The organism is Pseudonocardia abyssalis, assembly GCF_019263705.2.
Lineage (GTDB): Bacteria > Actinomycetota > Actinomycetes > Mycobacteriales > Pseudonocardiaceae > Pseudonocardia > Pseudonocardia abyssalis.
Genome location: NZ_JADQDK010000001.1, coordinates 4,648,731 through 4,668,349, shown reverse-complemented (window position 1 = coordinate 4,668,349; position 19,619 = coordinate 4,648,731). Strand labels below are relative to the sequence as shown.

At 70.1% G+C, this 19,619-nt stretch carries 23 protein-coding genes, 2 tRNA genes, 1 other RNA gene and 1 riboswitch; of the genes, 14 read left to right on the top strand and 12 right to left on the bottom strand.

Annotated features, from left to right (window positions below; genetic code table 11):
* Positions 1-15: 15 nt before the first annotated feature.
* Entirely contained in the window at positions 16-1,209 is a 1,194-nt protein-coding gene (locus tag I4I81_RS22735) for a M20 metallopeptidase family protein (RefSeq protein ID WP_218600909.1), read from the bottom strand.
* A gap of 91 nt (positions 1,210-1,300) precedes the next feature.
* On the opposite strand from I4I81_RS22735, the gene I4I81_RS22730 reads away from it, so the two are divergent.
* The 3 genes from I4I81_RS22730 to I4I81_RS22720 all read left to right on the top strand — a co-directional run bounded on the left by I4I81_RS22730 (position 1,301) and on the right by I4I81_RS22720 (position 3,048).
* Positions 1,301-1,819 carry a tRNA adenosine deaminase-associated protein gene (locus I4I81_RS22730; protein WP_218600910.1) on the top strand — a complete coding sequence of 173 codons (519 nt, stop codon included), beginning with the start codon at positions 1,301-1,303 and terminating at the stop codon, positions 1,817-1,819.
* On the top strand, positions 1,816-2,283 hold the full coding sequence (locus tag I4I81_RS22725; protein WP_226363518.1) for a nucleoside deaminase: 468 nt from the start codon (positions 1,816-1,818) through the stop codon (positions 2,281-2,283). The genes I4I81_RS22730 and I4I81_RS22725 overlap by 4 nt, the downstream gene beginning before the upstream one ends.
* A 342-nt stretch (positions 2,284-2,625) precedes the next feature.
* Positions 2,626-3,048: an NUDIX hydrolase gene (locus tag I4I81_RS22720; RefSeq protein WP_218600911.1), complete on the top strand. Its 423-nt coding sequence runs from the start codon at positions 2,626-2,628 to the stop codon at positions 3,046-3,048.
* Here I4I81_RS22720 and I4I81_RS22715 read toward each other — a convergent pair.
* Genes I4I81_RS22715 through I4I81_RS22705 form a run of 3 tightly spaced genes read right to left on the bottom strand, consistent with a single transcriptional unit; the run spans position 3,023 to position 5,459 of the window.
* Positions 3,023-3,781, bottom strand: coding sequence for an amino acid ABC transporter ATP-binding protein (locus I4I81_RS22715; RefSeq protein ID WP_218600912.1), 759 nt, complete (start codon positions 3,779-3,781; stop codon positions 3,023-3,025). The two genes, I4I81_RS22720 and I4I81_RS22715, sit on opposite strands and share 26 nt — an antisense overlap.
* On the bottom strand, positions 3,778-4,614 hold the full coding sequence (locus tag I4I81_RS22710) for an amino acid ABC transporter permease (RefSeq protein ID WP_218600913.1): 837 nt from the start codon (positions 4,612-4,614) through the stop codon (positions 3,778-3,780). Before I4I81_RS22710 ends, I4I81_RS22715 begins: the two co-directional genes overlap by 4 nt.
* Positions 4,611-5,459: an ABC transporter substrate-binding protein gene (locus I4I81_RS22705; protein WP_226363517.1), complete on the bottom strand. Its 849-nt coding sequence runs from the start codon at positions 5,457-5,459 to the stop codon at positions 4,611-4,613. The genes I4I81_RS22710 and I4I81_RS22705 overlap by 4 nt, the downstream gene beginning before the upstream one ends.
* 98 nt (positions 5,460-5,557) lie before the next feature.
* Here I4I81_RS22705 and I4I81_RS22700 point away from each other — a divergent pair.
* A tRNA-Ser gene (locus I4I81_RS22700) sits at positions 5,558-5,645 on the top strand.
* An 82-nt stretch (positions 5,646-5,727) separates the two neighbouring features.
* On the opposite strand, the gene I4I81_RS31260 is transcribed toward I4I81_RS22700, so the two are convergent.
* The 5 genes from I4I81_RS31260 to I4I81_RS22680 form a co-directional block, all read right to left on the bottom strand.
* Positions 5,728-6,039: an alpha/beta hydrolase gene (locus I4I81_RS31260; protein WP_267460776.1), complete on the bottom strand. Its 312-nt coding sequence runs from the start codon at positions 6,037-6,039 to the stop codon at positions 5,728-5,730.
* Positions 5,966-6,583 (bottom strand): alpha/beta hydrolase, encoded by a 618-nt coding sequence (locus I4I81_RS31255; protein WP_218600915.1) that lies wholly within the window; start codon positions 6,581-6,583, stop codon positions 5,966-5,968. The genes I4I81_RS31260 and I4I81_RS31255 overlap by 74 nt, the downstream gene beginning before the upstream one ends.
* Positions 6,584-6,655: 72 nt before the next feature.
* Positions 6,656-6,925, bottom strand: a complete 270-nt coding sequence (locus tag I4I81_RS22690) for a GlsB/YeaQ/YmgE family stress response membrane protein (RefSeq protein WP_218594178.1) — start codon at positions 6,923-6,925, stop codon at positions 6,656-6,658.
* Positions 6,926-7,058: 133 nt separating this feature from the next.
* Positions 7,059-7,373, bottom strand: coding sequence for a DMT family transporter (locus tag I4I81_RS22685; protein WP_218600916.1), 315 nt, complete (start codon positions 7,371-7,373; stop codon positions 7,059-7,061).
* Between the two features lie 14 nt (positions 7,374-7,387).
* Positions 7,388-7,453, bottom strand: a riboswitch (guanidine-III (ykkC-III) riboswitch).
* A gap of 430 nt (positions 7,454-7,883) precedes the next feature.
* On the bottom strand, positions 7,884-9,113 hold the full coding sequence (locus I4I81_RS22680) for a phospholipase D family protein (protein ID WP_218600917.1): 1,230 nt from the start codon (positions 9,111-9,113) through the stop codon (positions 7,884-7,886).
* A 98-nt stretch (positions 9,114-9,211) separates the two neighbouring features.
* Between I4I81_RS22680 and I4I81_RS22675 the strand changes: the two genes are divergently transcribed.
* Positions 9,212-10,834 (top strand): Eco57I restriction-modification methylase domain-containing protein, encoded by a 1,623-nt coding sequence (locus I4I81_RS22675; RefSeq protein ID WP_218600918.1) that lies wholly within the window; start codon positions 9,212-9,214, stop codon positions 10,832-10,834.
* A gap of 455 nt (positions 10,835-11,289) precedes the next feature.
* Here I4I81_RS22675 and I4I81_RS22670 read toward each other — a convergent pair whose 3' ends face one another.
* Both I4I81_RS22670 and I4I81_RS22665 read right to left on the bottom strand, forming a co-directional pair.
* A complete protein-coding gene (locus I4I81_RS22670; protein WP_218600919.1) occupies positions 11,290-12,090 on the bottom strand; it encodes a protein phosphatase 2C domain-containing protein in 801 nt (266 codons plus the stop codon).
* Positions 12,091-12,094: 4 nt separating this feature from the next.
* The gene (locus I4I81_RS22665) at positions 12,095-12,922 is read right to left on the bottom strand and encodes an RNA polymerase sigma factor sigma-70 region 4 domain-containing protein (RefSeq protein WP_218600920.1); all 828 of its coding nucleotides are present in this window, start codon (positions 12,920-12,922) and stop codon (positions 12,095-12,097) included.
* Between the two features lie 122 nt (positions 12,923-13,044).
* Here I4I81_RS22665 and I4I81_RS22660 point away from each other — a divergent pair, with 122 nt between their 5' ends.
* The 8 genes from I4I81_RS22660 to I4I81_RS22625 all read left to right on the top strand — a co-directional run bounded on the left by I4I81_RS22660 (position 13,045) and on the right by I4I81_RS22625 (position 19,295).
* Positions 13,045-13,479 carry a plasmid replication, integration and excision activator gene (locus I4I81_RS22660; protein WP_218600921.1) on the top strand — a complete coding sequence of 145 codons (435 nt, stop codon included), beginning with the start codon at positions 13,045-13,047 and terminating at the stop codon, positions 13,477-13,479.
* Positions 13,480-13,586: 107 nt separating this feature from the next.
* Entirely contained in the window at positions 13,587-14,006 is a 420-nt protein-coding gene (locus tag I4I81_RS22655) for a hypothetical protein (protein WP_218600922.1), read from the top strand.
* Positions 14,003-14,305 (top strand): WhiB family transcriptional regulator, encoded by a 303-nt coding sequence (locus tag I4I81_RS22650; protein WP_218600923.1) that lies wholly within the window; start codon positions 14,003-14,005, stop codon positions 14,303-14,305. Before I4I81_RS22655 ends, I4I81_RS22650 begins: the two co-directional genes overlap by 4 nt.
* Positions 14,302-14,619: a hypothetical protein gene (locus I4I81_RS22645; protein WP_218600924.1), complete on the top strand. Its 318-nt coding sequence runs from the start codon at positions 14,302-14,304 to the stop codon at positions 14,617-14,619. Before I4I81_RS22650 ends, I4I81_RS22645 begins: the two co-directional genes overlap by 4 nt.
* Positions 14,619-16,205, top strand: coding sequence for an FtsK/SpoIIIE domain-containing protein (locus I4I81_RS22640; RefSeq protein ID WP_218600925.1), 1,587 nt, complete (start codon positions 14,619-14,621; stop codon positions 16,203-16,205). Before I4I81_RS22645 ends, I4I81_RS22640 begins: the two co-directional genes overlap by 1 nt.
* Complete coding sequence (locus I4I81_RS22635; protein WP_218600926.1) at positions 16,202-17,875, top strand: replication initiator; 1,674 nt, start codon at positions 16,202-16,204, stop codon at positions 17,873-17,875. Before I4I81_RS22640 ends, I4I81_RS22635 begins: the two co-directional genes overlap by 4 nt.
* Positions 17,872-18,081 carry an excisionase family DNA-binding protein gene (locus I4I81_RS22630; protein WP_226363516.1) on the top strand — a complete coding sequence of 70 codons (210 nt, stop codon included), beginning with the start codon at positions 17,872-17,874 and terminating at the stop codon, positions 18,079-18,081. The genes I4I81_RS22635 and I4I81_RS22630 overlap by 4 nt, the downstream gene beginning before the upstream one ends.
* Positions 18,078-19,295 carry a tyrosine-type recombinase/integrase gene (locus I4I81_RS22625; RefSeq protein ID WP_218600927.1) on the top strand — a complete coding sequence of 406 codons (1,218 nt, stop codon included), beginning with the start codon at positions 18,078-18,080 and terminating at the stop codon, positions 19,293-19,295. The genes I4I81_RS22630 and I4I81_RS22625 overlap by 4 nt, the downstream gene beginning before the upstream one ends.
* A gap of 65 nt (positions 19,296-19,360) precedes the next feature.
* Here I4I81_RS22625 and I4I81_RS22620 read toward each other — a convergent pair.
* Positions 19,361-19,445, bottom strand: a tRNA-Ser gene (locus I4I81_RS22620).
* A 56-nt stretch (positions 19,446-19,501) separates the two neighbouring features.
* Between I4I81_RS22620 and ffs the strand changes: the two genes are divergently transcribed.
* Positions 19,502-19,598: signal recognition particle sRNA small type (gene ffs / locus I4I81_RS22615), an RNA gene on the top strand.
* The last annotated feature ends 21 nt before the right edge of the window (positions 19,599-19,619 follow it).

Below are 19,619 nucleotides of genomic sequence, written 5' to 3'. Positions count from 1 at the left end.
CACCATGGTGGAGCGTCAGCCCAGCGCGTCGAGCGCCAGCCCCGCGTACACGGCCACCCCGGCCGCCATCGCCGACTCGTCGAACACCACGCGGTTGGAATGGTTGGCCGGGGCCGTCGCCAGGTCGACGGCGGGCGGGCAGCCGCCGAGGAACGCGAGCGCACCGGGCACCTGCTCGAGGACGTAGGAGAAGTCCTCGGCCCCCAGGATCGGCGTCGGCATCGTCAGGACGCGGTCGCGGCCGAGCACGTCGCGGCCCACCGCCGTGAGGTGGTCGACCGCGCCGGCGTCGTTGATCGTGACCGGGTACCCCGGCTCCACGACGACGTCGGCCGAGCAGCCGTGCGCGAGCGCGGTGTAGCGGCAGACCCGGCGGACGATCTCGCGCACGTGCTCGCGGACCGGTGCGGACAGCGTGCGGATCGTGCCCTCCATGAACGCCGTCTCCGGGATGACGTTGGTGGTGGTGCCCGCGGTGAGGTGCGCGATCGTGAGGACGGCGGGATCGTGCGCGCCGACCTCGCGGGAGATCGCCGTCTGCAGGGCGCCGATCATCGCGGCCGCGGCCGGCACGGGGTCGGCGGCGTCGTGGGGGGCGGAGGCGTGGCCGCCGCGCCCGCGGACGGTGATCCGGATGGTGTCGGCCGCCGCCATCAACGGCCCCGGCCGCAGGTGCAGCTCGCCCGCCGGGATCGTGGCGCTGATGTGCAGCGCGTAGGCCCACTCCGGGCGCCCGGCGGGACCGGTGGCGTCCAGCAGCCCCTCGTCGATCATGTGGCGGGCACCGTGGAAGCCCTCCTCGCCCGGCTGGAACATGAACAGCACCCGCCCGGCCAGCTCGTCGCGTCGCCCGGCGAGCAGGCGGGCCGCGGAGGCGAGCATCGCGACGTGGGTGTCGTGCCCGCAGGCGTGCATCGCGCCGTCGACCTCGGAGGCGAACTCCAGCCCGGTGTCCTCGTCCATCGGCAGCGCGTCCATGTCGCCGCGCAGCAGCACGGTGGGGCCGGGGCGGGCGCCGTCGAGGACCGCGACGACCGAGCCGACGCCGACGCCGAGGTGCACCTGCAGGGGGAGGTCGGCGAGCGCGTCGAGGACCGTGTCGCGGGTGTGCGGGAGGTCCAGCCCGATCTCGGGCCTGCGGTGGATCGCCCGGCGCATCGCCACCGTCCGCGGCTGCAGGGCGCGGGCCTGGGCGGCGAGGTCGGGCATGGCCTGATCCTGGCATCACGGGGTGGTCACCAGGGGGTGGAGTTCCGGGTGTGGTGTGGACCACAGTCCGGGGTGGGCCTACCGTAGGGGCATGGCGGTGCAGAGCGTCGAGGCGCGTCCGGACGCGCGCGGACAGGCCCTGCCCGGGTACGCCGTCGCGGCGATCCGGGAGGAGGGTCGCTGGCGGTGCACGCGGCTGTCCGCCGAGTCCCTCGTCGACCTCGACGCCGCCATCACCGAGCTGCGGGAGCTGCGCGTCGAGGGTGCGGTGGTGGGCCTGCTCGACGTCGACGACGAGTTCTTCGTCCTCGTCCGCCCGGTGCCCGGCGGCATCGCGGTGATGCTGTCCGACGCCGTCGCGGCGCTCGACTACGACGTCGCCGCCGACGTGCTCGACCTGCTGCGCGTGGAGCTGCCGCCCGACGACGACGCCCTCGACGACCCGTGGCCCGAGGGTGACCTGTCGATCCTCGCCGACTTCGGGCTGCCCGCCGACGAGCTGGAGATGCTCGCCGGGGAGCTGGAGCTCTACCCCGACGAGCAGTTGGCCACCATCGGCCGCCGCTGCGGGTTCGCCGACGCACTCGCCGAGGTCGTCGACGCGCGGTGACGGCCGCCGCCTCCGCCTCGGACGAGGCGTTGATCCGCCGTGCCCTCGTGCTCGCCGCCGCCGCGCCGCGCACCGGGGACGTCCCGATCGGCGCGGTCGTCGTCGACGAGTCCGGCTGTGAGCTGGCCGCCGCCTGCAACGGCCGCGAGGCCTTCGGCGACCCCACCGCCCACGCGGAGATCCTGGCCCTGCGCGCCGCCGCCGCGGTGCGCGGGGAGTGGCGGCTGGAGGGCTGCACACTGGCCGTGACGGTCGAGCCCTGCACGATGTGCGCGGGCGCACTGGGGCTCGCGCGCGTCGACCGGGTGGTGTTCGGGGCGTGGGAGCCGAAGACCGGCGCGGCGGGCTCGCTGTGGGACGTCCTGCGCGACCGCCGCCTCACCCACCGACCCGAGGTCGTCGGCGGAGTGCTGGCGACGGAGTGCGCGGCGCTGATGGAGTCGTTCTTCGCCGATCGGCGCTGAGTCGCGGTCGACGTCCACCCCGTGGCGTGCGGCCCGCGCGCCCAGTTCGTCGTCGTAGCCCCGGCCGATCGACCGGATCCGCCAGGTGTCGCCGCGTCGGTGGATCTCGCCGACGAGCAGCGATCGTTCAGTCGTGGTGGCGCAGATCCCGCGGACGAACGGTCGTCCGAGACCGTCCCGATGGCCGGGACCACCGCGTCGGTCGTACCACCGCCGCCGGGGTGCCGGGCCGGACGTCGGTGAGCAGAGCGGCGGAGGTGGCCTCGTCGAGCACCGGTACACCGTCGGTCGGGGGAGCGCTGGTGTCGATCTCGACCGTGGGTTCTCGGTTAGCCTGCGGCGGTGGAGCAGCGGCAGCGGGTGGGGGCGTACGTGGTCTGCGTGCGGGAGGGCTCGCTGCTGATGGTGCGGTTCACCCGCTCCGAGCGGTGGACGTTGCCCGGCGGCGGGCTCGACCACGGCGAGCACCCGCGCGACGCGGCGGTCCGCGAGGTCGCCGAGGAGACCGGCCTGGAGGTGCTGCTCGGCGAGCTGGTCGACGTCGACTCCCGCCTCTGGGACGACCAGGAGGACGTGCTCGTGCACGCCATCCGGATCCTCTACACCGGTGAGATCACCGGCGGCACGCTGCGCGACGAGATCGGCGGCAGCTCCGACCACGCCGCGTGGGTCCCGCTCGCCGACGTCGTGGGCCTCGACCGCTCCCGACTCGTCGACGCCGGGCTCGCGGCCGCGGGGATCACATCAGGCGCCCCGCTGCGATGACGCGCGCCAGGAACTCCTGCGTGCGCGTCTCCCGGGGCTTCCCGAGCACCTGATCGGGCGGGCCGGACTCCAGGATCACGCCGCCGTCGAGGAAGCACACGCGGTCGGACACCTGCTTCGCGAAGCCCATCTCGTGGGTCGCCATCAGGATCGTCACCGACGTGCGGGCCAGTTCGCGGACGATCGCCAGCACCTCGCCGACGAGCTCGGGGTCGAGCGCCGAGGTGATCTCGTCGAGCAGCAGCAGCCGGGGCCGCACCGCCAGCGCGCGGGCGATCGCGACGCGCTGCTGCTGCCCGCCGGAGAGCCGGTCCGGGTAGGCGCCGGCGAAGGACTCCAGCCCGACGCGGTGCAGCAGCTCGTCGGCGCGCTCGTTCGCCTGCTCGCCGGTCAGCCCGTGCACCACCCGCGGCGCGAGCGCCACGTTCTGCCGCGCGGTCATGTGCGGGAACAGGTTGAACGCCTGGAACACGATCGCCATCCGCCGCTGCGCCGCCGCGGCCGCCTTCGGGCCGCGGCGGGGGTCGGAGATGTCGTCGCCGTCGAGCAGGATGCGCCCGTCGTCGACCTCCTCGAGCAGGTCGACGCACCGCAGCAGCGTCGACTTCCCGGAGCCCGACGCCCCGATCAGCGTGATCACCTCGTTCTCGCCGACGGTGAGGTCGACGCCGCCGAGGACCGTCGCGTCGCCGTAGCGCTTGACGAGGCCGTGCACCTCCAACACCGGTGTCATGCGTTCTCCCGCCGCGCCGCCCGTGCCGCCACCGCGTCGGCGATGCGGCCCGTCGGGATCGCCAGCAGCACGAACAGCAGTCCGGCCACGACGTAGGGGGTGAAGCTGAACAGCAGGGCCGACTGGATCTGGGCCGCCCGGATCGCGTCGACGGCCCCGAGCACCGAGATCAGCCCGACGTCCTTCTGCAGCGCCACGAAGTCGTTGAGCAGGGGCGGCAGAACCCGGCGGACGGCCTGCGGGAGGATCACCAGCCGCATCGACTGCCGGTGCGTCAGCCCCAGCGACCGCGCCGCCGCCCGCTGCGACGGGTGCACCGACTCGATGCCCGCGCGGAAGACCTCGGAGACGTACGCCGAGTAGACGAGGATCAGCGTGATCGTGCCGAGCACCGCCACGTCGTTCGGCACACCCTGCAGCCGCAGCCCGGGCACCCCGAAGCCGATCAGGAAGAGCGCGATGAGCAGCGGGACGCCGCGGAACAGGTCGACGTAGCCGATCGCGAGTGCGCGCACGGGGAAGAACACCGGCCCGCGCAGCGTGCGCAGCAGCGCGATCAGCAGCCCGAGCACGAGGATCCCGAGCTCGGCGACGACGAGCACGCGGATGTTGAGCCACAGCCCGGACAGGACCGCGGGCAGGGCGGCCCAGGCGTCCTGCGGGTCGAGGAAGGTCTCCTGCACCCGCGGCCAGCCCGGCGTGTTGACCAGGCCGAACGCGAGGGCCGCGGCGAACGCCACCGTCGAGACCAGCGCGACGGTCGTGGACCGGCGCGCGCGGGAGCGCCGGTACGCGGCCCGGTCCTGCGCGAGCGGGCTCGGTTCGACGGTCACCGCAGCTCGGGCGCCGCCCCGGCCGAGGCCAACCACTCCTGCTCCAGCGCGTCGAGGGTGCCGTCGGCGCGCAGCGCGTCGACCGCGTCGGAGACGCACCCCGTCAGCGGGCTGTCCTTGTCGAGCACCGCGCCGAACTGCTCCGGCGTGCCGGTGCCCGCGGGGAGCTGCCCGACGATCACGCCGCCGTCGAGCTCGGCGGAGGTGACGAAGAACGCGGTGGGCAGGTCGAGCACGAGCGCGTCGATCTGGCCGTTGGTGAGCGCGAGCTTGGCGTCGTCGTTGGTGTTGAACACCGACGGCTCGGTCGTGGGGGCGATCTGGTCGACGATCGCCTGGTAGCTCGTGGTGCCGACCTGCCCGCCGATCCGCGCGCCCTCGAGCTCCGCGATGCTCGTGGCCCCGGCGAACGCGTTGCCCTCGATCGCGATCACCGCCTGCGCCACGTCGTAGTAGGGCGAGGAGAAGTCGACGGCCTGGCGGCGCTCGTCGCTGATCGAGAACTCGGTCAGGTTGAGGTCGTAGGTCTTCGGGCCCGGGGCGATGGCGGCGTTGAACGGCACCCGCACCCAGCTCACGGCGTCGCGGGCGTACCCGATCTGCTCGGCCACCGCGTAGGCGACGGCGCTCTCGAAACCCTGCCCGGACGTCGGGTCGTCGTCGAGGTACCACGGCGGGTACACCGGCTGGTCGGTGCCGACCGTCAGGGTGCCCGCGGTCAGGGTGGGCAGCGCGCCGGGCTCGCAGGACGCGGCCGCGGCGGGCTCCGTCGGTGCCGCGGGGGCGCAGCCGGCGGCGAGCAGGAGCGCGGTGACGGCGAGCAGGCGCCGGAGCGGGGTGGCCACGGGCGGATTCTGCACGTCGGCGGCGTCGGCGTCGATCACGGTTCGCTCACGGCCGGGGGTCGGCGGAACCGCGGCGACCCTCTTGTAAGCTTCTCGGCGGTGGCGTGTCCGAGCGGCCGAAGGAGCACGCCTCGAAAGCGTGTGAGGTGAAAGCCTCCGTGGGTTCAAATCCCACCGCCACCGCCAGTCGACGCCGGGCAGTCCTCACGGACGCCCGGCGTTCCTGGTCACGGGCCCCGACCGACGCCCCGCGCGGCCCCGGCCGACCTCACCGGATCGCGTCGACGAACCCGCGGCTCGCCTCCACGGTCTGCCGCTGCGCCGACGCCCGGTCGACGCCCGCGACGCCGTCGCCGGGCTGTTCCCCGTAGTCGCCGAAGAAGGCGTGGACACCGCCGGTCACGACGACCGACCGCGCGCCCGCCGGGAGCCGCGCCGCGGTGGCGGAGATGTCGTCGGGGGTGGCGAGGCCGTCGCGGTCGCCGGAGACCGAGAGGGTCGGGACGTCACGCCCGGACTGGTCGTCGGCGGGGTAGGAGGCCCAGAGCAGCAGACCGGCGACGCGCGGGCCGTCCACCATCGACGCCGCCGTCCCGCCGAGGGAGTGCCCGCCCACGACCCCAGCGTCCGATCTCCGGGTGGTCGTCGAACGGGGGAGAACCGACGAGTAGCGCGATGTCCAGCGGCGGCTTGACCACCACGACCAGGTGCCCGTCGTCGGCCAGCGGGCGGAGCAGTGCGAGGTAGGCGCGGGTGTCGACGCGGGCGCCCGGGTAGAACACGACCCCGACGTCCGACGGTGGCCCGGTCGGTCGGAGCTCCCAGGTGGTGGGGGCGCCGGCGGCGAGCGGATCGCCTGACGTCGCCGCGAACGGGCGCAGCCACCCGACGGCACCGAGCACGGCGACGAGCAGGACGGCCGCCGCCACCCGCCCCACCGTGCGCCACCGGCCCGACGCCCGCGGCCGCCGGGCGCGCAGCGCGAGCACCGCCCCCACGACGACGAGCGCGACCAGCAGGACCGGGTACGCGGGATGGTCGTTCAGCACCGTGGACCAGCGCGTGGCGAACACCCACGTCGGCACGACGACGCAGGCCGGCGCGAGCAGGAGGCGGACGATCACCCGGCCGTCATGGGCCCCGGACACGACGAAGGCCCCGTCCCGGGAGGGGACGGGGCCTTCGTCGGAGGAACGTCAGTGACGGACGGCTCGGCGTCCGGCGATCACGCGGTAGATGCCCAGCAGCAGCAGGGCGCCGACGAGCGCGATCAGCCAGGTGCGGATGTCGAAGAACCCACCGGTGGAGACGCCGAACAGCGCGGAGCCGATGAAGCCGCCCAGCAGGCCGCCGACGATGCCGATGATGATCGTCACGATGATGCCGCCCGGGTCGTTGCCCGGCATGATGGCCTTCGCCAGCGCGCCCATCAGACCACCGACGATGATCCAGCCCAGAATGCCCATCTCAAAATCCTCCTGTGTGCCCCTGCGGCCGCTGTAGCGGCCTGCTGGAGACGGAGTGCCCGGTCGGGGGGCCGGCCAACCGCGGTTCCACCGGCCGTGAGGTTCTTGTGACCTTCCCGGGTCGATGTTCGGCCTAATGGACGAACTTCAACCCCACAACGCCACCCACGATGAGGACCAGGCACAGGATCCGGGCCGTCGTGACGGGCTCACCGAGCACCGCCATCCCGTACGCCGCGGTGCCGACGGCCCCGATCCCCACCCAGATCGCGTAGCCGGTGCCGACGGGGATCGTCCGCAGGGCGAACGCGAGGCCGGCCATGCTCAGCACGAGGGCCACGCCGAAAACGACGGACGGGACGAGCCGGCTGAACCCGGCCGAGCGGGCCAGCGCCGAGGCCCAGACGGTCTCCAGCACTCCCGAGACCACGAGCACGATCCACGCCATGACACACCTCCGGTGCTGCGTCGTCGTCGAGCCGGGTACGACGCACCTCGTCCGGGGGTGTCGCGGGAAGCGGACCCGGTTCCGAGGTTAGCGGGGGTGCACGGTCACCGGCCAGAGCTGGTGATCGAACTGACCGGTACCGGCCGCTCACGGCCCCTCAACGACGGAACCGGGCGCCTCGACCTGCGAGACACCCGGCTCCACCTGCGGAGGATGGGGGATTCGAACCCCCGAGGGCGTGAACCCAACACGCTTTCCAAGTCTGGTGACCGCCGTTCAGGACGGGTCATGGGCGTCTGGGCCTGCGACCAAAGCCCGCATATCGGCTCGCCCGAACCGGGCTGGACGACGACGAATGAGACTGGAACTGAGACGGAGGCGGTTCGTCCAGGCGCTGCGAGCACCTACGCCTGCTGCGGCCGTCCCGGTGCGCTGCAGTCGACCAGGCGCCTTCATCGGCGAGCACCGAACCGGCGTTGGCGCGCGGCTTGGACGGCGCGGGCCACCGGCTCAGAGCGCAGAGGGTTCCTCAAGCTGGATCCGGAGCACGTAGCCATCGTTCAGCACTTCGATGATCACGAAGTCACCCTTATGGTCTTCTCGGCGCAGCCGCTCTCCCAGACCGCCCCACTTGAGGACTGTCGGAACGTTGTTTTGGTCGGCGATGCGGCTTGCTTTGTGGTCGATGCGGAAGGGCATGATGCCCAGGTCTTGGCCGTAGACAAAGACCTTCATCTCAACGAAGCAGACTTCAAGCCCGGAACTGCGCTCATCGGGCCGCCAGATCTGATCGCCGAAGAAGTCCTGACGGAAGTAGGTCTTGTGGTCGATCGGGAGTCGGGCTTGAGAGAGGCGGAGGGCGCCAGTTACGTTGCTTCCGGGTCGCGGCGGCTGCTGCGCGTCCGAGGCGCTGAGCTTCTTGAACCATCGGCGTTGCACATCTGCGAAGTCACGACGCTCAGGGTCTACTTCGCCCTTGATGGGATCGCTAGTCTTGACGGATGGCCTTGCGGCGCGTGGCTGCTGCGGCGGCTTAACCTTCGGCCAGCGACTCCTGCCAAAGATCGGCGCCTCCGTGGTTTCCTCCTCCGTGACCGAGTCCACGTCGTCAGGTGCCACTTGGTCGGTGTCGCCAACGCTCGCCGTCCGCCTTTGGACGTCTTCATCGCCGATCCGATAGCTGGGGTCTGCCAGCAGTCCGCGCAACAAATCTGGATCGAGCGTTTTGCAGATGTCAGTGTCAGTGCGAAGCTTGTCAAAATAGGCCAACAGTTCGTCTGCGAATGCCTGATCTTCTTCCTGGCTAAAGTCGAGACTTACTTCAACCCCCGCCTCGTAGTTGTAGTAGGAGCCACCCGCCGTGAGGTTATTGGATCCGATGTAGGCCATGCCGCTGGCATCACCGGACGCGTAATAAACCTTCGGGTGAAACGTTCGCCCCGTCGGGTCGTGAAATACGTAAGCAGTCGAGGCGAGGCTCATGGCAAGTTCCAGGCCTTGCCTCGTGGCGCCCCCCTCACTGATGCCAACCAGGAGCTCCACCTGGCCTCTAGCGCGGATCTTCCGGAGGTCGTCTGCCACACGGCTGAGCCCAGAGCGCTTCGCCCAAGCTACTGCGGCGGTCAGGTTGGTCAGATCATCTCTGGCTGCAGCACGCTGCAAGAAGCTGGCCAGGTTCACACCGTCTGCGTACGGCTGGGTCGCAAGCACTACCTTCACGGACGGCAGCCTGTGGGTCATGCGGCCCACCGTCACCTCGACACGCCGCGTTCGGTTGAACTGACTGTCAGACCTCAGCTCTAGCGTGTCCAGTAGCGCCGAACGTCGTGGAGGCACCCGTGAAACTTGCAGCAGAGGTCAGTCCGGAAAAGCTGCGGGGCGGTTTCTATTCGCCTCCAGCGCTCGTGAAAGTGTGCTTTGACCGAATACAAGAGCTTGTCGGGGGCAGGGAGCACCTTTCGCTTTTGGAGCCCAGCTCTGGAGATGGCGAATTCATCCGGGGGCTTGCTGCGCACGCTTCTTCGTCTTCGATAAGCAGGGTCGTCGCCGTTGAGATTGCCCCCAGTGAAGCTGCCAAGACGGCAACTGCCATCAGAAATCTCGACGTTGCTGGAGAAACGATTACGGGCAGTGTGCTTGAAGTGGCCTGCCGTGTGTCTGAGCAGTTCGATGTTGCGGTAGGGAATCCGCCCTATGTTCGATTTCAGTTTGTCAGCGAGTCCGACCGTCTGGCTGCGCAGGAGGTTAGCGAGAAGGCCGGTGTTTCGCTGGCCGGAGTATCGAATCTATGGATCCCAGTACTTTTGGCGAGTCTGAATATGGTCCGAAACGGAGGCGCTTTCGCCTTCATTATCCCCACCGAATGCTTTACTGGTATTTCGGCGCGAATGATCAGAACTTGGCTAAGCTGCAATTCGCAAGAACTCCGGGTAGATTTGTTTCCACCGAAGTCGTTTAGCGGAGTCCTTCAAGAAGTTGTCGTTCTGAGTGGGCGAGTTCATCGAGAGACTCAGGGTGAACCAAAGTTGACTGTCTGCGATCACGCGGTGCAGAACACATGGGTACATCTTGTTGAGACGTCGGCTACCACCTGGACCGGGTACCTGCTTACACCAGAGCAGCTAAGTGCATTCGACTCGATGCGGTCGATTCCCTCCATCTATTCATTGGGTGACGTGGCTCGTATCGGTGTCGCGACGGTTACGGGCGCAAATCAATACTTTACGGTCACCGATGCAACGCTAGATGAGTACAGGCTGCACCCTTGGAGGCTCCCGCTGTTGCCTCGCATCAGGCATGCGCAGGGGCTGGTGTTTAGAGATGAGGACTTCGCGCAAATGTCGGAAGGTGAGGCGCCGCGATGGCTCCTCGACTTCTCGGCGAGCAACCCCGATGTTGTAGCCTTTCCGAAGCCTGCGGAGTATATCGCTCGGGGACAGGCGGACGGTCTTCCTGGCCGCTACAAATGCCGTATTCGGGATCCGTGGTATCGCGTGCCTGTTGTTCCGATAGGGCAACTCTTAATGTCGAAGAGGTCGCACATTTACCCGCGCCTGATTGTAAATGATGCAGGGGTTGGTACAACAGACACCATCTATAAGGGAGTCATGCGGCCAGAGTTCTCAGGACGCGAGCGAGACCTGGTAGCCCTCTTCCACAACTCTTATACCTTGCTTACGGCAGAAATTGAGGGCCGCAGCTTCGGCGGGGGAGTTCTGGAACTTGTTCCATCCGAAGTCGGCAGACTAAAAGTGCCTCTGGCGAATGCCGCCGAGTACCTACCTGTACTTGACGCACTTACGCGGAAGTTCGGCGGAGACTCCGAACTCGTAGTCGAGGAAACGAATAGAATCCTTGTTGAGAAATTGAAGTTGTTGCCGAAGGATGTCTTGCAGGTCCTGCAGTCGGCTCGTCACCTTTTGCTCCGTCGCCGCATGGGTCGTGCGGGGGTTGGCGAGTAGATATCTGCGCCTGCACGGAGTAGCAGCTCGGTAGCTAAGTAGGTGATCTCCTCGCGGCGCGGGTTCATCCCTGCCGGGCCGGTGGTTCGGCGTGCAGGCCACTCTTTCCCGGCTTGCATGTCGGGCCGCCGGTCTGGCTGCCTCTGGCGCGCCGTGAGGAGATCACCGCCGCACCGCAGCTCCCCCTGATCTCTGAGCGGTGCCGGGTCCGGGCAGCGCCCGGGTTCTTCTCGTCGTGCTCGTCGTCGGTCGCGTTGACGATCTGGTTCGTGGGGATGAGGTTGCGTCCTATCGGTGGGAGCGGGGCCGGGTAGACGGTCACGCCACCTCGGCACGGGCCGGAGGTGGAGTGCTGAGGTGGCGGGGCCGGCGTGGCCGGCCGCGCGCGCCGCCGGAGGCGGCGCCTTGATCCCATAGAGACAGATTCGGCAGCGTAGAACGGTGACGCGCTCGACCTAGAAGACGGCTGGGACCGCTGCCACGGTCTTGTCGTCGTGCCGCTTCGATCGGGGCAGAAGCTGACCGTGCGGATCGGCGTCGTCTTCCCACTGGTGCAAGCGGTCGAGGAGTTCCGACAGGGCTGCGTCGTCGTAGCGGGCGATCTCGGGCCACCGTGGCCGCTCGTGGTGACAGATCAGGTCGGCTGCGCCGTCGGTGGCGAGAACGGCCCATTCGATCTGGCCGGCCGGCAGGGTGACGGTGAACCCTTGCCGCGCGGCGTCGGGGTTGGTCTCGGCGATCCAGTAGCCGCCCCGCACATTGCGATAGAGGCGCTGGGCACGCTGTAGTGCGGCCAGGGTCTCGCGGTGCTCGTCGTTGTAGCCGGCCCCTGCTGTGAGGGCTGCCTTGTAGCGTCCGCGCTCGGTTAGGGGCAGAGCTGCCAACCGGGTATCGGTGAGCTGTGCGGATTGCCTCGCGGTGCCGTAGTAGATCGAGCTGTCGCCGAGTGCGTAGAGGTCTGCGTGGTCGTCTCGGGCTCGCAGAACCGTCACAGTGCTCGATGGCGATGCCGTGTTGTTGAGATGCAGCGCAGCGCTCGTTGCGCGGATCGCCTCCGTTACAGCGGTGGCGATGTCGGGGGCCTGGTCGACGCGCTCCGCGATGGCTTTGCCGAGGGTTCCGGCGTAGGTGCCGGGGTCGACGTCGACGGGTTCGAATGCTGTTGCTCCGTCGAGGACGATCACCGAATGGTCGGTGACGAAGACGCGGTCGGCGTTGGACTGTCCGCCGGCGAGTGTGGCTGTGTGCACCTTCACCGGGTCACCAGCGATGGGGGCCGGCAAACGCTTCGCTGTCGACGACGGTGAGGTCGTCGAGGCGGCAGCGCACGGCGAGACTGAACGATGCGGCGCCGACCTGGCTATGCAGCTCGGCCAGGTGGTGGGCGAGGTAGTGCACGACGCCGCGTGAGCCGGGGCTGTGGATTCCCGCGATGTGCACGATCACCCGGCCCTCGTCTACGCGTCGGGAGAGGTAGCCGATGTCCTCGTGTCCCGGGGGCTTCTCGGAGAGGGGGGAGCCGTAGCGCTCACCGGTCCTCTTGTCCTCGATCCACCAGCGGTCCGACTCGCGGACCATGCCCAACCGTGGGTCGGAGTCGAGCAGATCAGCGCCGATCGGGGCCGATTTCGGGCCACAGATGATGACCGCGTCGCCGTCCGGCACGGTCGTCGTGGCCGGCGGGATCGTGAACGGCTCCGCGGTGAGGGCGAGCGTGCCGAGCAGCGTCGCGGTGTCCTCCTGCGTCTTCAGGTCGGCCGCGTCGACGTAGCTGCGCATCCGGCTGTCGGTGCCCTCGCGCAGCGGGACCCCGACATGCACGGGCCCGACCCCGAAGAACGCCCGCTCCCGGGCCGGCGCGCCGGACCTGATCTGCGTGACGCGCCCCTTGGTGATCCCGAGCGCCGTCGCGATCTCGGTGTAGGTGAGACCGCCGCCCTGGTGGGCTTCCTCGATGGCCTCGCGTCGTAGCCGGGCCAGTTCTGTCGCGCGCTGCTGGTAGATCGACATGAGTTCGGTCGCCCTGCGTCCACGACGGATCGGGTCCGGATCGCGCCGGACCGCGTCGAAGTCGTCAGGGCTACTCACCGTGATGAGTTTAGGGGTCCTTGACAGGTTCGCGACACCCGCCTACCTTGTGTTTACCCCCCCTCAACGAACGGGAGTCAGTCCGGCTTTACGGTTTAGGGGGATAAACATAGGAGAGCCGAGTGGCTATCAACGGCAAGTTCAAGGTCAACCACAACGACGTGTTCCCGCACGGCGCCTACGTCGTCGGGGACGTCGAGCCGGTGCGGGACTTCGAGCGCTCGACGAAGGAGCGTCCGGTGCAGGCGACCGACAAGGACTCGGGCCTGTTGGTGTGGTCGGTGTCGGTGCTCGACCCGGACCCCGACGCTCGCAAGGACGCCAAGACGGTCACGGTGAAGATCTCCGCCCCGCACCAGCCGGTCCCGCCGGAGGCGATCCCGGGGATGCCGTTCCGCCCGGTCGAGTTCGACGGGCTCACGGTCACGCCGTACCTCAACGAGAACGGCGGCCGGGCCCGCGTCGCGTACAGCTTCCGCGCCTCGGTGATGCGGGCCCCGCAGCAGGCCGGCTCGGGCAAGCCGGCGCCCCGCGCGAATTCCGGGGAGGCCGCCTGAACTGCATGGCGGAGGGGAGCCACGGCGGCAACCGGGCTCCCCTCCTGATCTCCCTAGTCCCCAACCCCTGGCAAGGAATCCGAGTCCCGGAAGGACACCGATCCTAGATGCGCACCACGCCTGATCCACACCACGACACCAAGCACCCCGCCCCGGACGTCGGGCGGCTGATCCCCGAGGTTCCCGCGCACATCGTCGCGGCGTTGGGCGCCCTCGATGACGCCTACAACGCCGCGGCCGCGCTCCCGCACCGCAGCAACGTCGAGCACGCCGAACGGGCCCTGTGCCTGGCCCGGGTGTGCGCCCGCCGGGCCGCGTGGTGGCGGGTCCTGGCCCGCTTCACCTACCGCGCGGGCCTGCACCCGCTGCACGGCAAGGCCGTCGTCATCTCCGCCGGGACGGAGCGCGACCGGGCCCGGTTCTGGCGCGACTCCGCCGCGGACTGGCGCGCCCGCGCCGACCGCGTACTGACCTCCGACACCGCTGGCGCCCTGTCGAACTGGCACGAGCTGGGGGTCACGGCATGACCACCACGACCACAACCACCGCAACCGGCCGGGACTGGCGCAACGACGCCGAGTGCGGCGACGTCGATCCGGAGATCTTCTACCCCCTCGACCTCGACCCGTTCGGGCCTGCTGTCACCGCAGCCCGGGAGATCTGCGCGGACTGCCCGGTCCGGCTCGACTGCCTGCTTGACGTCATGACCGGGGAGGACCCGGCCCGACGGTGGGGCATCGCCGCCGGTCTGACCCCCGACGAGCGCGCCGACCTGTTCGCCGGCCGCCGCGTCTCGTCGATCCGACCCGGGGCGGTGGCCGCGTGAACGCCCGGACCCGATTCCGCGTCAACGCCACCTTGACGGCCGGTCGCACCCCGCGGGTGGTCGAGAACTCCGAGTTCGCCGCGTTCGGCCGCCGCATCATCCGCGCGGCTGGGCGGCGGATCGCCGCGGGCGACGTCGAGGCGCTGCCCGACCTTGCCGCGTTGTCGGCCGATCTCGACGCCGCGATCGGCGACGCCGTCACCGGCCTCCGGGCCGCTGGCTACTCCTGGGGCGAGATTGCTTCCCGACTCGGTGTGACCCGGCAGGCCGCACACCAGCGTTGGGCCGGCCCTACTGCTCGGGAGGTGGCGTGATGACCACCGCGCAACTCGTCCTGCTCGCCCTGGTCGCTGGTGGCGGGCTGTGGGCGCTGCACAAGCTCGGCCGCTGGCTGACCCAACTCCTCGAAGCCCTGGCCGCGGTGGCGGTCGTGTTCGTGACGGTCTGGCTGCTGGTGAAGGGCGTGTGGAAGCTCGGGCGCTGGCTCGTGCGGCACTGGCGCACCAGCGTCGGCACCGCGCTCGTCGTGGCCTGGTGTTACTTCCTGGGCTGGCCCTCACTGCTGATCACGGCCACAGTGATCGCGGCCGGGCTGCTCGGCTGGCGATGGTGGGATCACGACTCGTTCGAGCCGTGGGTCGGCCGCCACCTGCGCGCCTGGTGGCTGCGCTGGGCCATCTACGCACGCAAGATGCCCCGCTGGCTCCGTGCCTGCGGCCTCACCGTCGTCGAGCGAGACCCGGGCGTCCATGTCCAGGTCAACCCGTTCCGCCGCTCCATGGTCCGACCCACGACCACCGGCCGCGCCGACGAGGTGCCGCGCGTGGTCGGGGTCCGTTCCGGCGGGTCCTGGGACGAGGTCCGGGTGCGCCTGGTCCCGGGGCAGACCCCGGAGGACTTCGACGCCGCCGCCCGATCGCTCGCCGTGGCGCGCGGGGTGACCCGCTGCCAGGTTCGCGAACTCGGCCCGAACCTGGTGTCGATCGACTATCAGCGCCACGACCGGCTCGCCCAGATCGTCGAGTCGCAGCCGCTCGGGGCGCTCTACGGCGTGGCCGGGGAACACATCGACTTCCGCCGGATCTGGTCCGGGCGCACCGAGTACGGCGCCGACTGGTTCCAGGCGATCGAAGGCAGCCACACCCTGATGGCCGGCTCCACCGGTGCCGGGAAGAACTCGTTCACCTGGGGGCCGATCGTGTCCATGGCCCCGGCCATCCGCGACGGCCTCGTCCGGGTCTCCGCCATCGACCCCAAGGGCATGGAACTGGCCTACGGGCGGCGGGTGTTCCACCGCTACGCCTCAACCAGCAAGGACGCACTCGCGCTGCTCGACGACCTCATCGACGGCATGACCGCGCGTAAGGAGCGGTTCTCCACCCACAAGCGGGTCGTCCCGATCAGCCGGGAGTTCCCGTTGGAGCTGATCGAGTTCGACGAGATCGGCGCCCTGGTCCGCTACGTCGGCGATAGGAAGACCCGCGAAGCGATCGTGGAACGCGTCGCCGTCCTGACCACGCAGGGCCGGGCGCTGGGTTACTCGGTGCGCGGCTACGTGCAGGAGCCGACGAAGGACACCGTCCCGGTCCGGGAGTTGTTCCCGCGCCGGATCTGCCTGCGCGTCGCTTCCAAGTCGCACGTGTCGATGGTCCTCGGCGAGCACGCCTACGACCGGGGCGCGTGGGCGAACCGGATCGGGGAGCACGAGCCGGGCGTGGGCTACCTGTTCGGCGAGGGCATCCGCGAACCCCTCCGCGTCCGCTCCGCATGGGTGCCCGATCACGTGATCAAGGACCTGGAGCGTTTCGTCACCACCCCGTCCGGGCTGGCCATCCCGGCCCAGGCCGGCCCGTTCCTCCAGTCCGTCCCGGCGCTGCACTCGATCGGAGGCCCCGCATGACCACCACCGACACCACGACCACCGCTCCGGCCGGCTTTGTAGACCACGACCAGCTCACCCGCGCGCAGAAGGCGCTCATGGCCCTCACCGGGGACGTGGCCCGCAAGCTCGCCGAAGACCACGGCGTCTGCGTCCGCCCGCTTGCGCTCCGGCGGATAGACCTCACCTCCGGGAAGGTCGACGTCGTTCCCGTCCCCTGCGGGGCCCGCCGCGAAGACGTGTGCAAGCCGTGCGCGGAGAAAAACCGACGGATCCGGATGACCCAGTGCCGGGAGGGCTGGCACCTCGAGCACGAGCCGATCCCGGCCCGGCCGGACCCCACCTCGGAGCAGAAGCAGCTCATGGCCGCCCGGGCGGAGCTGCACGTCGCCTACCAGCACGCCCGGGCCGCGTCTGACGAGGAGGAGTGCGAGGAGATCCGGGAGACCATAGCCGTGGTCGACGACGAACTACGGCGCCTGGGAGTGACGGGCCGGCTCGAACCCCTCGACCGCCCCGACCGCCCGGCGGTGAAGCGGTCCACGCGGCGCCGGCAGGACTTGCCCGACCTGCCGCGCCGGCCGGTGGACAAGCGCACCCTCGGTCAGGTGTTCGGCGACAAGTACCGGCCCTCGACCTTCCTGACCCTCACGCTCGACTCGTACGGGCGGGTGGACGGGGACGGGGCCGCGCTGGACCCGGCGAACTACGACTACCGCCGGGCAGCTCGGGACGCGATCCACTTCCCGAAGATCCTGGACCGGTTCTGGCAGAACACCCGCCGGTGCGTCGGCTGGGACGTGCAGTACTTCGGCACGATCGAGCCCCAGCGCCGGGGCGCGCCGCATTTCCACGCTGCCATCCGGGGCAGCATCCCGCGCGCGGAGTTGCGGGCGATCGCGGCCGCCACGGATCACGGCGTGTTCTGGCCGGCTCACGACGAGGTCAAGTACGCGGGCAAGGACCTGCCCCGGTGGGACGACCGGACGAAGGGGTTCGTCGACCCCGACACCCGGGAGCCGTTGCCCACCTGGGATGAGGCGACCGACCCGGCCACGCTGACCGAGCCGTCGCACGTGGTGCGGTTCGGGGCGCAGGTGCACGTGAAGGGGATCCTCGGCGGGACGGAGGAGGCTGGGCGGCACATCGGGTACCTGACCAAGTACCTGATGAAGGACGTCGCCCGGGCCGCCGGCCTCGACGACGACGCGACCGAGCGGCAGCGGGAGCACCACCGTCGCCTCGTCGCCGAGCTGCGGGTGACTCCGTGCTCGCCGCGGTGCCCGGTGTGGTTGATCTACGGGGTGCAGCCCAAGGGCGCACGGCTGTCGATGGCGTCGGGGCAGTGCAAGGGCAAGGCCCACCGATCCGAACACCTCGGCATCGCCGGGCGCCGGGTCCTGGTCTCGCGGAAGTGGTCGGGAAAGACCCTCGCGGATCACGCGGGCGAGCGGGCCGCGTTCGTTCGGCAACTGCTCACCGCCACCGGCGTCCGGCCCGGCTACGCCGTCGATGACGGGCCGTTCGAGTGGGAAGCCACGAAGGCCGGCGATCCCGACGTCCCGACCCGGCCCGCGCTGCTGCTGCAGGCGATCTCGGAGAGACAGCGCTGGAAGGCCGACTACGACGCCGCCCAGCTCCTGGCCGGCGCACCGCCGGAGAACCGTTCGGCAACCGAGGAGGCAGCGTGATCACCACCGACCAGGCCCGCCCGTTCCGGCTCGTGCTGACCGTCGAGGAAGCCGCCGAACGGCTCGGGATCGGCCGCACGCTCATGTACGCGCTCGTTGCGGCCGGTGAGGTCGAGTCCGTCCGCATCGGCCGGCTGCGGCGCATCCCGACCGACGCCCTGGACTCCTACGTCTCGACCCTGCGCAGGCTCGGGGGAGCGGCATGACCGAGGCGAAGAAGTCGCGGGAGCCGAACGGCGCGTCGAGCATCTACAAGGGCGCTGACGACTACTGGCACGGCCGCGTCACGGTCGGGGTGAAGGACGACGGCCGGCCCGATCGCCGGCATGTCATGCGCAAGTCGCGGGCCGACGCGGTGAAGGCCGTCCGTGACCTCGAACGGCAGCGGGACGCCGGTTCGGTGCGCAACGTCGGCCGGGTCCCGACGGTGGGGGAGTGGCTGACGCACTGGGTCGAGACCATCGCGGCGCCGGCCGTCCGGGAGAACACGCTCTCCGGCTACCGGGTCGCGGTGAACGTCCACCTCATCCCGGGCGTCGGCGCGCACCGGCTGGACCGGCTCGAACCGGAGCACCTGGAACGGCTCTACGCCACGATGCTGCGGGCCGGGAGCTCGGCGGGGACGGCCAACCAGGCGCACCGCACGATCCGGACCGCGCTCGGGGAGGCGGAGCGACGCGGGCGCATCACCAGGAACCCGGCCAAGCTCGCGAAGGCGCCGCGTCCGGGCGAAGTCGACGTCGAGCCGTACACCGTCGACGAGGTTCGGCAACTGCTCAAGGCCGCGTCGCTGCGACGCAACAGCGCTCGGTGGGCCATCGCGCTCGCCCTCGGGCTGCGTCAGGGGGAGGTGCTGGGGCTGCGGTGGTCGGACGTGGATCTCACGGCGGGGACGCTCTGGGTCCGGCGCGGGCGGCTCCGTCCTCGGTACGAACACGGCTGCGGCGGGACGTGCGGGAAGAAGGCCGGCTACTGCCCGCGTCGGCTGCTCGCGCGCCCCGAGACCGACGAGACCAAGTCACGGGCCGGCCGTCGTGCGGTGGGCCTCCCGGTCGAGCTGGTCGCGCTCCTCGTCGAGCATCGGGACGAGCAGGAACGGGAGCGGTCGACGGCGGCGCAGCTCTGGCGGGAGTCGGGCTACGTGTTCACGACTCCTCGTGGGGAGCCGGTGATCCCGAACACGGACTACCACCACTGGAAGCGGCTGCTCGCGGACGCCGGCCTGCGTGATGGCCGGCTGCACGACGCCCGGCACACCGCCGCGACCGTGCTGCTCATCCTCGGCGTGCCGGAGCGGGCGGTCATGGGCCTGATGGGCTGGTCCACGACGGCGATGGCCGCCCGCTACCAGCACATCACCGGTGCGATCCGGGGTGACGTCGCGGACCGGGTCGGCGGCCTGATCTGGCGCGGCAAGTGAGACTGGAAGTGAGACTGAACGACGAAACCGGGTGTCCCTGCGTGCGGGACACCCGGTTTCACCTGCGGAGGATGGGGGATTCGAACCCCCGAGGGCGTGAACCCAACACGCTTTCCAAGCGTGCGCCATAGGCCACTAGGCGAATCCTCCAACGCCGAGAAGCATAACCTCCCCGTCGCGGCCGCCCGACTCGGCACTACACTCGACGACGGGTCCCGCGCGGCGCCCATCCTGTGAACTCCCCCAGGGCCGGAAGGCAGCAAGGGTCAATGGGCTCTGGCGGGTGCGCGGGGCCCGCTTTCGTCTTCTCCCGCCGCACGGCCC